This window comes from Ktedonobacter sp. SOSP1-52 (assembly GCF_016587395.1).
This window is the reverse complement of sequence record NZ_BNJH01000001.1, coordinates 1,046,950-1,059,834: the sequence shown is the minus strand read 5'-3', so window position 1 is coordinate 1,059,834 and position 12,885 is coordinate 1,046,950. Positions and strand designations below refer to the sequence as shown.

The 12,885-nt window shown below is 51.4% G+C and carries 8 protein-coding genes and 3 pseudogenes; 5 read left to right on the top strand and 6 right to left on the bottom strand.

Translation table 11 applies throughout. The features are described from left to right. Positions 1 to 360: 360 nt before the first annotated feature. From JMJ16_RS56730 to JMJ16_RS04810, 3 genes and pseudogenes are all read right to left on the bottom strand, one after another. A pseudogene (locus JMJ16_RS56730) lies at positions 361 to 1,762 on the bottom strand (ISNCY family transposase). A 228-nt stretch (positions 1,763 to 1,990) separates the two neighbouring features. Continuing rightward, positions 1,991 to 3,376 (bottom strand): ISNCY family transposase, encoded by a 1,386-nt coding sequence (locus tag JMJ16_RS04815; RefSeq protein ID WP_201378868.1) that lies wholly within the window; start codon positions 3,374 to 3,376, stop codon positions 1,991 to 1,993. Positions 3,377 to 3,382: 6 nt separating this feature from the next. Then, complete coding sequence (locus tag JMJ16_RS04810) at positions 3,383 to 3,820, bottom strand: transposase (protein ID WP_201378866.1); 438 nt, start codon at positions 3,818 to 3,820, stop codon at positions 3,383 to 3,385. A gap of 327 nt (positions 3,821 to 4,147) precedes the next feature. Between JMJ16_RS04810 and JMJ16_RS04805 the strand changes: the two are divergent. Beyond that, positions 4,148 to 5,431: pseudogene (locus JMJ16_RS04805) on the top strand (ISNCY family transposase); the annotation flags it as partial. Positions 5,432 to 5,572: 141 nt separating this feature from the next. Continuing rightward, positions 5,573 to 5,680 (top strand): annotated as a pseudogene (locus tag JMJ16_RS56725) (glycoside hydrolase family 52 protein); the annotation flags it as partial. Here the strand turns inward: JMJ16_RS56725 and JMJ16_RS04795 are convergent. Then, entirely contained in the window at positions 5,667 to 6,413 is a 747-nt protein-coding gene (locus JMJ16_RS04795; protein ID WP_374228984.1) for an IS982 family transposase, read from the bottom strand. The pseudogene JMJ16_RS56725 and the gene JMJ16_RS04795 overlap by 14 nt on opposite strands. A 71-nt stretch (positions 6,414 to 6,484) precedes the next feature. On the opposite strand from JMJ16_RS04795, the gene JMJ16_RS56720 reads away from it, so the two are divergent. Next, a complete protein-coding gene (locus tag JMJ16_RS56720) occupies positions 6,485 to 6,670 on the top strand; it encodes a glycoside hydrolase family 52 protein (RefSeq protein WP_201378860.1) in 186 nt (61 codons plus the stop codon). A gap of 71 nt (positions 6,671 to 6,741) precedes the next feature. Here the strand turns inward: JMJ16_RS56720 and JMJ16_RS04785 are convergent, their stop codons facing one another. After that, positions 6,742 to 7,809, bottom strand: a complete 1,068-nt coding sequence (locus tag JMJ16_RS04785) for a ParB/RepB/Spo0J family partition protein (protein ID WP_201378858.1) — start codon at positions 7,807 to 7,809, stop codon at positions 6,742 to 6,744. 59 nt (positions 7,810 to 7,868) lie between these two features. Beyond that, positions 7,869 to 8,906, bottom strand: coding sequence for a ParA family protein (locus JMJ16_RS04780; protein WP_201378857.1), 1,038 nt, complete (start codon positions 8,904 to 8,906; stop codon positions 7,869 to 7,871). Positions 8,907 to 9,156: 250 nt separating this feature from the next. Here JMJ16_RS04780 and JMJ16_RS04775 point away from each other — a divergent pair, with 250 nt between their 5' ends. After that, positions 9,157 to 10,347 carry an IS256 family transposase gene (locus JMJ16_RS04775; protein WP_201378855.1) on the top strand — a complete coding sequence of 397 codons (1,191 nt, stop codon included), beginning with the start codon at positions 9,157 to 9,159 and terminating at the stop codon, positions 10,345 to 10,347. 484 nt (positions 10,348 to 10,831) lie between these two features. Continuing rightward, entirely contained in the window at positions 10,832 to 12,649 is a 1,818-nt protein-coding gene (locus JMJ16_RS04770) for a hypothetical protein (RefSeq protein WP_201378853.1), read from the top strand. Positions 12,650 to 12,885 lie beyond the last annotated feature (236 nt).

Genomic DNA, 12,885 nt, shown 5'->3' with positions numbered 1-12,885 from the left:
ACATCATGAAGCGCCAGGCAGGATAAACACACTTTAAACATACATTTTCGCCGGAGATAAGCCAGCCGGGTTGTCAATTTTGCCCGCAATGGTTTCGTGAAACCATTGCGGGCAAAATTGACAACCCGGCTGGAATCTTTATTACTTGGTGGTAAACACCAATCTTCGAACAACTTGACATGAATCGTCGAACAGACTGGCTCTACGCTTTTGCTTGCATTGCTGTGTCTCTTCTAAATATATTTGGGACAGAAACGGATTGGCCTTGAGTACGGCGGTGCGGTTTGGAAAACTAGGCAAGAAAGCGGTTTGGTGTTGATCATTTCCTGGTTGAGTCATTCTATTTTCTGTTGCTGGGTTTTAGGCGACGGTTGCCTGGGCAATTCGACGGAGGTTACTGGCAAGCACGCCCAAGCCAACCCACCGCTCCATCCCTACCTGCCCGTGATAGGCACATTTGTCCAACCCATAATCACGGCGAAGGCTATGAATCCGCCCCTCGATACCCGCACGCCAGCGATAGGCTCGCTTCCATGGGCGTGACTGCTCTTCGGCTCGCCGATCGGCTGAGGCGGTTCCCAAGGAAGGAATCGCAACCGTCTTTCCCCCGGCTGCACAGGCTTGCTCCACCGTCGTTTTGGTGTGAATATCGCGATCACCCGCAAGGATGCGGGGAGGATGATGCCCAAAAAGCTGCTGATGGTGAGCCACAGCGCATATTCCCTGTCCGCGATCGGATTCTCCGTTGGCAAGCACCTGATACCGCGTGACGAGCCCTCCTTCCACCTCATCGAGCACCACTTGTCGGCCGAACTCCACGAGGGCTCCTCCTTTGTAGCGGGGAATCAAGCGCGTGTGAGGCTCATGCAAACTGGGCACGTTTTCCTGGGACGCGACCTTCCTCCCTCAAGCACTCGCGCCCGGCTTTGCGCAATCACTTGACCGATGAGAGGGACGACCTGTTCCACGTGGGCGAGCAGCCGCTGCACCTTTTCCCGATTCGCCCTTTGCGTCCGCGTGGCGAGGCATGCTCGACGTGTTCAGCTTGCCAAATCATGTGCTCTGTCGTGGTAATGAGGCGATGGTAGAGCTCTTTCTGCTGTATCAACTTCTCTTCTCCTTTGCGACGTAAGAGCCGATGGAGCGATTGAGCTACTCGCCATGCTGAACGGAGTCGACTGCGGCACGCTTGCTTGACCTGTTTGATTTCCCCCTCGACGTATGGCTTGGCTTGTCGCACGAATCGCGAAAGGGTTCGCACACTCTCTATGAGCAAGCCGCTGTCTGTGGGATGATGAATGGTGGTTTGGACACACGTCGCATCCACGCGTAGCTTCCGCCCACGTATCACCTTGGCTTGGCAAGCCAGATACAGTACTCGGTCATTGAGCAGATGAAGCGTTTGTGGGTGGATCGTCCCTGCCCAACGGATCAGGGTCGTATCATCGGGGACGCGCTCAAAGGAAACCCGGCAGAACCAGCGCAGCACCAGGCTATCTTTCACTCGTTCCTCTGTCTCTTGAAAGCTCCACTGATACAGGTGTTTACAGATGAGCATGCGCAGGATGACTTCCACAGGCGTCGAATGCCGACCATGCACCAGTGTCCAGCGGTGTCGTCTGCTCAAATCCGTTTTCACCTGCATGAACATCTCATCGTCGTCGAGCAACCCATCCAGTTGTTGGAGCACTGGATCGATTTGAGCAGCTAGTTCTGGCACCCGTGCGAACACATCTTCGGGTTGATACCTATCGATGAGCATCAGCGATCCTTTCTCTTCCACTTGAGCACATCTTTCTTCTTCCACCATCTCTCTTCTGCACGCTTTCTGCTCTCAAGCCGCTTCAGAGGCTGCGTTTTGCACCGCTAACTAGTACTAGTATCCATTGCGAAATAGCTCCAGTGGCCTATAGAGACGATGAAAATTCAACAGTGATTATGTATTGCTGAGTTTTATGTGGTAGAGTGATCTTCCCTCTGAGGGAGGGGGTTATGCACTCTGCTTCTGGGCGATATGCCTGAGATTACTGGCGAGAACCCCGAGACCCAGCCACCGCTCCATCCCGTCCTGCCCGTGATGGCGGCATTTACTCCATCCGTAGTCGCGTCTCAGGCTTGCAATCCGCCCCTCGATACCCGCGCGGAAGCGATAGCCGCGCCGGAAACCGCGCGTGCGTTCTAACGCCTGCCGTTCCTCCGACACCTTGCCCATTGCCGGAATAGCGATCCGCTTGACGCCCGCCGCCCGCAGACGTTCCTCTGTGTCTGCCGAGTGGACCCCACGGTCGCCAGTGACGAGATGGGGGGGTCGGGCAAACACCTCCCGATGGTGGACCACAGCGTCGATAGCCTGTCCATGCTCTTCCGGGTGTTCCAGGATCTCGTAGCGCGTCACGATGCCTCCCTCGACCTCATCGAGCATGACCTGTCGTCCGAACTCGACCAGGGCTCCGCCCTTGTGCCGCGGAATGGCACAGGTGTGCGGCTCAAACAGGCTCAGCACCTTCTCGCCCGCGGGCACCTTTTTGTTCTCCAGCACGCGCTTGCGGGTTTGGGTGATGACCCGCTCCACCAGAGGCAGGACCTGTTTAGCCTGGCGTGCCAGCAGTTGTGCAGATTGCTGGGTCTCCTTGCTCAGCACGCATACGACCTTTCTGGCCTGCTGCACCATCTGCTCAGTGGTTTCTACCAGCTTCTGATACAGTTTCTTCTGCTCGGCTTCCTTGTCTTCCCCTTTGCGCCGCAGTTGCCGATGCAACGTCTGAGCGGTGCTTCGGGCGGTGCGCATTCGGGAACGGCAGAGTTGTTGGATATTCTTGACTGGCGCTTGGATCAGCGGTCTAGCCCGCTGCACCATTCGAGAGAGCACGCGCACACTGTCCACCAACAACCCGCTGTCTGTGGGGTGATGAATGGTGGTCTGCACGCACGTCGCATCCAGCCGCAGCTTGCGCCCTTTGGTCACCCTGGCCTGCGCCGCCAGCTCCACCACACGATCGTTCAGGGCATGGATCGTTTCCGGTCGCAGCGTCTGTTCCCAGCGCCACACCGTACTGGCATCGGGAACGGCATGGAAGGCGACCCGACAGAACCAGCGCAGGACCAGGCTATCTTTGACGCGCCCTTCCAGTTCTTTATAGCTCCACTGATACAGGTGCTTGAGGATGAACATCCGCAAGAGCACTTCCACCGGCGTCGAGTGTCGCCCGTGAACCAACGTAGATTGATACCGTTGGCCGAAGTCAGCCCGCACCTGGTGATACAACTCGTCATCATCAAGCAGCACGTTCAGGCGAGAGAGCACAGGATCGATCTCTGCTGCCAACTCGGGCACCTGCGCAAATACATCTTCTCGCGCGTAGCAGTCCATTAACATGAGCGTTTACCTCTGGCGCTGGCGAAACTCTGGCCGCAGTTGTCCCTCGCTGCTTTTCGCCCTCTCACTCGCCCGTTCCACTCGGTTTGCGAGTTCTTCCAGCACAGCAGGAGACACCTGACTCGCTGCCCGGCTCACGAGGCTCTCGAGGGGCGCTGGCCGCATTTCCAGCCGACAAAACCAACGCAGCACCAAGCTGTCTGCCACTTGCTCGACTGTTTCCTGCTCACTCCAGGTATACAGATACTTGACGAGCAACAGACGCAGCAGCACTTCTCCCGATATAGCATCCTCCCCTAGCCCATCCAATCTTGCGCACACCTGGCGAGCAAGCGGATATGCGTCCAAAACCGCATCCAGTTCGCTGAGCACCGGGTCGGTCTCGACTGCCTGAGCCGCTATCTTGGCAAATATCCGTTCCATTCGGGATAGTTTTCTTTTCATGGCTCTTTCCTCCTCTCCAATTCTACCACTGAGCAGGGAAATATCCCATTTCAACGCAGGCATGAGTGACTTACTCTGGCTTCTCCCTCCTTCCGGGCTGGTTCCTCTCTTTCCGGCCAGAGGAGCCTATCCATCGCTCAGTCACGTTTCGAGAAGGCTGATTAGCCCAAGAAGCGGCTCTACAGGCTGCATTTCGCAATGGATACTAGTACTAGTTTCCGGTGCAAAACAGGCTGTTGAGACGACTCAGGATCAGGAATGTGAAGTGAAATTGGTGGTAAAATACATAAATGAGGTGAAAAACAAGCTCTAGAGGAGGGAAAAGGTATGCTCATTACACGTGCTCCCTTCGATGAGGAGCTCGCTCAGGCACCTGAGGAGGTCACGAGGAGCGACGTTCTGTTCAAACGATTGGATGCGTTGCTCGACGATGAGGACCTGCTGGAACACGTCCGAGCGGACCTGGCACGACGCTATTGGTTGACCAGCCAGCACGGACGTCACTCCACGCCTGTGGAAGTGATCCTGAGGTTGTTTGTCCGATTCGTTGGGCACACTTCATCCGTCCTGACACCATGCATGCGCTCAACGATCGAGTGGCTGAGCTTGCCGCTCAAGCAAAGGTGATCAAAGGGAGGAAACTACGTCTGGATGGCACCTGTGTGCAGACCACCATCCATCATCCAACTGATAGCGGCCTCCTGGTCGATAGCGTCCGGGTGCGTTCCCGCTTCGTCGCGCGAGCTAAACCCCTGGTGGAAGGCTCACTCGCGAAAACGGCAGAGGCCTGCCGCTCGCTAGTACGAAGTGCGCGTCAGGTGGCTCAAAAGCCCCATCGACTCGTGCGAAGAGCAGAGGGGGGAACAGCAGCAGGAACGGCAAGCTGACCAACTGAGAACCCTCTATCAGCAGTTGATCACCACAACGGAGCAGATGGTGCGGCAAGCCAAGCAGGTGAGAACGCACTTGATCCACCAGGCTGAGAAGCAGGCAGAGCACCTGCTGGCTGAGGTTCAGCCTCTTCTCCCTCTGGTCGAACGTGTCATCATCCAGGCACGCACCAGGGTCTTGGAAGGCAAGCAGGTGGCGGCTAGCGACAAAGAGCTCAGCCTGTTCGAACCTCACACGCGTCTCATTCCGCGCCACAAAGGCGCTGCACCTGTCGAGTTTGGCCGACAGGTCGTGCTCGACGAGGTGGAGGGAGGAATCGTGACCCGGTTCCAGATCCTGGAGTCACCGCATGAGCATGGACAAGGGCTCCAGGCGTTGGATCATCATCATCGTCTCTTTGATCATCCCCCAAGGATGCTCACTGGAGATCGTGGGGTTCATTCCGCGAACACCGAGATACAAGCTCTCACGGCAGGAGTCGAGGTGGTGGCAATCCCAGCAGTAGGGAAGGTTTCACCTCTGCGGCAAGCGGTAGAACGGACGTGACGATGGAAGCGGGCCTATCGATGGCGTGCAGGCATCGAGGGCAGAATTGCCAGCTTGCGACGCGATTATGGATTGCGTAAATGTGCCTATCACGGGCAGGAAGGGATGCAATGGTGGATTGGCTTCGGAATCATTGCCAGTAACCTGCGCCATATCGCCCAAGCGCAAGCCACCAAAGCTGCGAAGAAGCAGGCGGCTTCAAGGAGAGCTGATCTCTCAATGAGACACAAAAGCAACCTATCACTTCAAAAACCGATAGGTTGCTACTAAGCAGCTTTTCAAGCCAATTTGTGTGTTTTGCACCGGAAACTAGTACTAGCCCATGCGATTCATAGCTACTATGGTAGTATGCAACTGCTGGATTACCAGGGGCAACCACTATGGATAGTCAATGAGGGTGAATATCACATCATAAATACCTTGCGTAGTGCTTGGAGAGGTGAAACTGCTCTTGCAACTGGGCATTGACCGTTTCACAGATCAAGCGCAAGCGATTGAGCGCCTTTTGAGCCTCCGGAGAGCGTTTGGCAGGCTGGTTTGCTTTGACGGGAGCTAATAAGCGCAACGAGCGAGCGTGTTCCAGGTACTCCTGGAGGGCTTGATCATTGTAGGCTCCATCCCCAAGCAGGTGCTTGAGGTGATGCTCAACCGAGTCAAGCAGTTCCACGACTGCTTGATTGTCGTAATGACTGGCTGGAGTGAACAAGAAGCCCAGAACCATGCCTGAGAGACTCACCAGGTTATGGAGCTTGCATCCGAAGTACTTCATCGCTTTACTGCTGCAGACGCCATAGTCCGCATGACCCGCAAAATCGCTCGCTTTCTTGCTGCGTTTGTAGCTCACGCAGGGAACAGGGGCCGAGTCAATGGCAGTCGTCTCTTCCACGTGCAGGGCCTCTTGCACCAGATGCAAGCTGGCTCGAACGGCCAAGATGACCGCCCACAACGCCCGTTTTCGGCGATTGTAGCGGCTGCGTTCATTGAGTCCAGGAAAGAAGGGCCGTAACTGCTCACGGTGTAACCGCAAGAAGTGATCTTCTCGTGGTTCCCCAATGAGTTCCTGATACAAGGCAATGGTTACGACTTCGCTATCGGAAAGCTGTGGGGCGGGTCCGGGTCGCTCTAAGGCTTGCTCGATCACCTCTGACCCTTTCATTGTGTCGTCAATTATGGTAAAAAGTGTGGTGAGAACTGTCGCTTTGTCTCGCATTCGGGTACGCTCCTTGTTTGTGTTTGCTTTTCAAACGGAAGCGTACTACAGTTCTCTTTTTTTGTCAGCAACTAGCACATTGCGTTATACATTTTCCAGATGACTTCACTGAGCATTCTGGCGGCATTAGTTTCACCCATGATATGGAGGTCCCCAACGTCTTCTCTCCTCTCCACTACTCAGCATCAGAAATGCTTGCTTAAAGCAGCTTAAAAAGGAGCAGACATACGCATTTCGCCTATGTCTGCTCCTTTTTAAGTTGCTTCAAGAAAAGTTACTTCACAGAGCTGACTATTTGCTGCACCATATCCTGAATTTGTAGCAAGAGATCGTGCTCTTCTTCAAAGATTTCTTCATCATCACTTCTGGCGGACACTAACCTCTGGTAGTCGCTCAGGTAGCGCAGAATCGTCTTAAGCTTTGTCTTACGCACACGCTCTTGAGACATGTTAGTAACCTTAGAAGACTCACCCTGATCACTTTCTGTGAGGCGCTCTCTGGCAGAAGCCGATACTGAACTCTGTTCAGCAGAGACGCTTATTTCACTTGCCAGTACAGCATTTACATTGGCATTTGTAGCACTCTCATCCTCAGCCAGCAGACCTTCACGTTTTCGACGCTTGAGTTCTTCAATATATCCGGGAAGGTCTTCAGTCGTAAGCTTTCTATTAAGCAGCTGCGCAATAATCTGAGCACGCTCTGTGACATCTTCAATATCAAGCAGGTAGATGACAGCACGCATACTATCTGTCTTCATCTCGACAAAAGCCTGGATATCTGCCGGTGCTTTTGCCAAGCGCAGACGGTTGCGTACATAGCCACGATCTTTCTTAATCGCGCTTGCAACCTCTACCTGAGTCAGTCCCATTTGGTCAATCATAATCAAGAAAAGCTTGCCTTCTTCCAAAGGTGAGAGATCTTCGCGCTGAATATTCTCTGTCGCGGCCAGAGTAGCCATATCTTGATCAGACCATGAATGAACAATAACCGGCAGTTTCTTGAGGCCCGCTCGCTTAGCGGCTTCGCGCCGTCGATGGCCAGCAGTTAATTGATAAGTGCCAGGACGTTGAGGGTGAGGGCGCGCAACCAACACGCCCTGGAAGCCGTGGCTAGCAATAGTCTCTGAAAGCTGCTGCAGGCTCTCTTCCTCCATGGCTACGCGCGGCTGAAAAGGATTATCAAACAACAAATCGATATCGATTTGTTGGGGCTGCTTTTCGTGAAGCAAGCGCTGCTCTTCTTCCTGAACCTTGGAAGTAAAAATGCTTGAAGCAAGGCCATTGGCGGTTGCTGTCCTGAGGTAACCTACATCTAAGGCTGATTTTTTAGATCTCCCTGGCACACGTTCCTCCTAGCGTTTAACGGTTTTAATAGCAGAGAAAGCTCGATTGAACAGTGTAATTACAATGTGTCTGCATGAATGGCCTGTACGACCCGCTCAACGGGTTCGCGAGCTGGTCCACCTACAGACCGGAGGAGTTCTTCCAGCAGACGCCAATAATCCTTAGCATGTTCACTATATGGATCACTGATTACAACAACAGAGCGCCTGTTCGCCGCGTTAGTAAAAACAGCGCTCTGGCGCAAGTATGAATCAAAACAAGAAATACCCAATTCCTTTGAAAGGTCCCCTCGTAGGGTATCTATGATTTCCTGGTGACCTTTGTATTTTTGTACCTTTGTGAAAACGACACCTGCAATAACCAGGTTAGGATTAAGCGAATCATCCTTCACCTGGTGAACCACCTGGAGCAAGTCTCCCAATCCCTGGACAGATAACACCTCTGGAATCAGGGGTATGAAAAGGACCTGTGACGCACACAGTGCATTAACCGTCAAAACTCCAAGCGAAGGATTAGTGTCAATCAAGATGTAGTCATATTGATTGGCTACAGGAGCTAAAGCTCGTCGCAGAAGTACTGGCCAGGTGAGCTTGCCTCGTAGTTCTCCATCAGCGGCACTTGCACGCATATTGATGGGAATCAAATCTGGGCCATGCACAACCTCGCCACGCGCTTGATTTGTCCCGGGATCAAAAAATGCAAGTGACTCCGAATCAATACACGTAGGGAGAATAATATCTTTTAACGCAACCTTACCTAGAAGTACATCATATAAAGTATGTTCTAGTGTGTTACGCTCATAGCCAAAAGTAAACGTTAAATGTCCCTGAGGATCACTATCTATTGCCAGAACACGAAAACCAAGTCGGGAAAGCATCACAGCTAGATTTGCCGTTGAGGTAGTCTTAGTAACTCCTCCTTTTTCGTTTACAGCAGCTAAAACAATTGCTTCCGTCTGCCTCTGATCATTCATACGTGCATCCTTCCCACTGCGTAAGCCAATCTCAAAACCAAAAGCCTTACCGACCTTTTTTCTCTTCTTCCTCGTCATCTCCACCACCTCCAATTTTGTCAGTCCCATCATACCATTAGCCATTTTGACTTGCAATGCTTAAACCACTTTTTTAAAGCCAATCCTAAAAAGTTGTTACACAATGGTTTCGCGAAACCATTGTGTAACAACTTTTTAGGAGGATTTTCCTCACTACATAGCCAAATTACAAGATCTTAATAATTAAGAAGCAAATTGGAACAAGAAATAGGCAGTATCCTGAGTAGTGTGTAAAAAAGAAGGTCTGGTATCCTAAACCTGGTAACAAGTCGAAAACACAACCAGGAGGAGAACCATGACCACTCGAGACAACAGTATCCAAGAAATCATCAGCAGTCAAGATGCCTTTGAGCGCCTGGTGAAAGAGCGACTCCAGTACGCGGTTCGCATTGCCCTCATCGAGGTGTTAGAAGAAGAAGTGACGGCCTTCATTGGGGCCAAACCCTATGAGCGCAGCCAGAGCCGTCGTGATCAGCGCAATGGGCAGTACACGCGTCATCTGGACACGACCGTGGGAGAGATCCCCGATTTACCGGTTCCTCGCACGCGTGGAGGCTATCACACGCAGTTGTTTGAGCTCTACCACAGGCGTCGAGACGAACTGGATGGAGCCATCGAAGAGATGTTTATCAAGGGGGTGAGTATGGCCAAAGTGGGAGAGGTTATCGAGACTCTCACGGGTTCGCATCCCAGCGCCTCAACCGTTTCTCGAGTCTTCCATACGCTTGAGGAGGAGTATGAGCAGTGGAAAGCCCGTCCATTAGCCCAGCACTATGCTTATGGCTTTGTCGATGGAACCTACTTCACCGTCATCTACAATGGGCAAGGCTGCAAGATGCCCATCTTAGCGGCAGTCGGCATTCGAACAAGCGGAGAACGCGAAGTGCTCGCGTTTCGCATTGGAGATCGGGAGAATCAGCACGCCTGGGAAGACCTCTTTGAGGATCTCAAGCAGCGAGGCATCGAGCAGGTGGATTTGTGGATCAGTGATGGCCATCAGGCCATGATCAAGGCGATGACCAGCCACTTTGCCACTTCGCAGAGGCAAAGGTGCGTCATGCACAAAATGGAAAACGTGCTGGGCTATGTTCCCAGCAAACAGCGAGAGCAGGTAGAACCTGAACTCAAAGCCCTGTTCTCTCAGCCAGGCCGACAACAGGCTGATCAAGCCGTAGCAGCTTTCATTGAGAAGTACCAGAAGGCCTATCCAACGGCTGTGGAGTGCCTCCAGCGAGATTTGGAGTCCTGCCTCACCTTCTATGCCTTCCCCAGGGAGCACTGGAAGTGCATTCGGACCAACAATGTGAGTGAGCGACTCTTTGGCGAAGTTAAGCGGCGTTCGCACAAGATGGCTGCTGCCTTTCGCAATGAGGGCAGCTGTCTCCTGCTTTTCTATGCCGTCATTCGCAGTCTGACCTTTCACAAGCTCACGATGCCACCTGCATCGCAAGCTCAGCCAGATCTTGCCTTTTTACACAGGACTTGACATACTGCCAAGAAATAGTGGTTCAGTCAGTCAGTCAATACTTTTCACGTATATAGTAAACAATCTTAAAGAGAAGATTTTCCTCAGGAAAAATGGTATTATATGATATAGAGAGACAAAACAATAACATCATTTTTCTGTTTTGCGCAACCTATGCGACCAGTAGATTGAGTCGACTTAACACTATCAAAATAAGTTATGCTTGTTTCTATTACATATCAGAACGGTATAATCTCAGTTGCTGATAGCTCTCCCTAACGTTGCCTAGATAGTACTCCAATTTAAAAGCTAAAGGATTATCCAGAAAAAGAAAATAATCCGGTAATCTTAAGAGTAAATATAACTGTTTCCATGTGCAGAATAAAAAGGAGCTTGATCCTTTTTATTTTTTGAGCACTAAGGGGAGTGGCAACTAGATCTCTCGTAAGATAGGTAAAGGACCAAATAGATAGAAGATTCTCCCTACTAGCGAAGGAGCTTTAATGTGATAACAGGTATGTGGACGATATGGGGCACCGATCCCGATACACATCAGGAAATCTGGTACTGGCATCCTCCTATCGTCCCGGTCGAAGAGGATGCTGAACAACTACGCACTGATAAATGGGTTCCTGTTGATCCAGAACAACAACACACCCTCTTTTTAACACTCCTTGGCCAGTTAGCCGAAATCCGCTATCTCAAAAAAGATGCAGATGATACTGTTGAAGCCTGGGTCCAGCAAGAAGATATGGTCTATGCCAGTACTACCCCGGTTGTTCTGGCCTTTTATCTGCCTGAGCATCTACGAGGCGCAACTGCTTCCTCCTCTATTTCGCCTTCTGTGGCAGATATCGCAGACGCCCCTTCAATGCCGCTACTGGTAGGCGACACCCTTGCTTCCGTCCAATTTGGAGAGGTTGCCCTGGTCGCCGATCCAAGCGCTGGTGGCTGGCATCCATATCGCCTCCAGTTTCTTGGCGAGGAGGGGCTAGCTATTCAGCAGCAAATGCTTCGAGAAATTACGCAGCTTGAGGTAGATGCTCGTACTAGTCGTAGCCACAAGCGCTTTAAGACACGCCTGCTCAAATCTTATCAGGTGGCCGTCCGCCAGGAACGCTATTTGAAATTACACCAGTTGGCGCAAAAACTTGCAGAGCTTTACTGGAAAAGCTATCAAGGCCTCTCACCTCGCACTTCAACTACATCTCTTATTCGAACATTGCCGGAGACCCCATATGTGGTCGGCAAGGGCACGATCATTCCTGCTCCTCAGCCAGTACAGGCTGTTCTCGCAGCTTATAGTAACGCCCAGGCTGGAGCAGAAGATTGGGATACTATTAAAAGTGTCCCTACATTTGTCTACAACAAAGAAAATGGAACTACACATGTTGAGTTCCGTCCTAGCGATCCCAGTACGCAACTCGATAATGCGACTATTCAGTCACTCTGGTCTCAGGTGCGCCAGCTCTCTGACATAGATGGGGATGTGCTAATTGCGATGTTGGCCCAGGCTATTGCGGCACCTCACGATGAAAAAGACGGTGTATGGATTACGGGAAAACTTATCCTCGATTATCGGGGGATTTCACCCATTATGAAGCGTGAAAACGGGAAGCTACGGCGTGCAGGTCATCGTCAGGAGGATCTTGCAGATGTTGCAGCTTGCATGAGTCGTATGAGCAATACCTGGATACGTGTCGAACAGTGGATTGAAGATGATCGCGAGCATTCAGGGCGCAAATCGCGTTCAAAGAAAGAGCCAAAAACATATCTTTATACCCGTGAAAGCCGATTAATTAATGTAACTGACATTATTCGTCAACATGAATTACAGCAGATCAACGGCAAATCTCCCATGGAACAACCACAAAATAGCATAGCGATTGCCTGGCGCTACCAAGTAGGTAGCTGGGTGGAACCATTTCTGCAAGGGGCGAACCGACAGGTTGCCTGGCTTTTACAACAGGTGCTCAGCTATGATCCTTATCACGAAACGTGGGAGAAACGCCTGGCACGCTACTTCACTTTCCACATGCGTATCAATTCGACCAAGGGAGGAGTCATCATTGAACGTGAGGTGGGAAAAATTATAGAGGAATTAAGCCTTCCAGTAAATCAACGTGATCCAGATCGAACGCGTAAACGCTTCGAAAAAGCCATGGATCGCTTACAAGCTGATTTATTAGTATCAGAATGGATTTATGTATCGGATAATCCTCCTCTGCCTAAACGCAAGTGGTTACCAACATGGCTACAATATCGTATTAGGATAGCCGCGACCTCGGCACTCCAAAACCACTATTTGCCTGAGGCAAATTGATCCCCTGGATGTCGCACTCTCTGCACAATTCGGTTTATTGTCAGGGAGTGCGACTATACTCTCAAACTTTTGAGTAAAGAAGTTTCCTTACTAACACAATAATCTGACACAAAAGTAGTCCATCATCCTCATCACCACATCTTTAATTTCAAAAACTTCGTCATCCACATTTGCGCATACCGCTACGTTATCACGCGCGTAGCTAATTCCACTCCTATCCTGATGGCAAAAATCAA

Bases quoted from the DNA above. Each gene is read 5' to 3' on its own strand.
- JMJ16_RS04810 (WP_201378866.1), bottom strand. From the start codon at position 3,820: ATGAAAAGAAAACTATCCCGAATGGAACGGATATTTGCCAAGATAGCG.
- JMJ16_RS04815 (WP_201378868.1), bottom strand. From the start codon at position 3,376: ATGTTAATGGACTGCTACGCGCGAGAAGATGTATTTGCGCAGGTGCCC.
- JMJ16_RS04780 (WP_201378857.1), bottom strand. From the start codon at position 8,906: ATGGCTAATGGTATGATGGGACTGACAAAATTGGAGGTGGTGGAGATG.
- JMJ16_RS04775 (WP_201378855.1), top strand. From the start codon at position 9,157: ATGACCACTCGAGACAACAGTATCCAAGAAATCATCAGCAGTCAAGAT.
- JMJ16_RS04795 (WP_374228984.1), bottom strand. From the start codon at position 6,413: ATGAAAGGGTCAGAGGTGATCGAGCAAGCCTTAGAGCGACCCGGACCC.